The sequence below is a fragment of the Micrococcus sp. GbtcB5 genome (assembly GCF_019091605.1).
Taxonomy (GTDB): domain Bacteria; phylum Actinomycetota; class Actinomycetes; order Actinomycetales; family Micrococcaceae; genus Micrococcus; species Micrococcus luteus.
The window spans coordinates 1-263 of the sequence record NZ_JAGXJK010000235.1 but is presented as its reverse complement, the minus strand read 5'-3'; the positions used below and the strand labels follow the sequence as shown (position 1 = coordinate 263).

The window sequence follows — 263 nt, the reverse complement described above, 5'->3', positions numbered from 1 at the left end:
ACGGCGTCACCCTCCTCGACGCGGACCTCTTCCCGCAGACCCTCTCCGTGGTGCGCCTGCGCGCCGAGGCCGGGGGCATCGACGTGCGCGTGGCCGACCTCTCCGCAGGCATCCCGGGGGACGTCCGCGCCGAGGTCGAGGAGAAGGGCCTGTGCGGCGTCGTGCTGCAGCAGCCCGGCGACTCCCGCCGCATCCACGACCACGCCGCCGACATCGCGCAGGCCAAGGGGGCCGGCGGCCACGTGACCGTCGCGGGGGACATC

1 protein-coding gene is annotated in these 263 nt (G+C 75.7%); it reads left to right on the top strand.

Annotated features, from left to right (window positions below; translation table 11 throughout):
- Positions 1-263: hypothetical protein (locus KVS67_RS12185; protein WP_217565466.1), on the top strand; the 263-nt coding region annotated here is incomplete at both ends.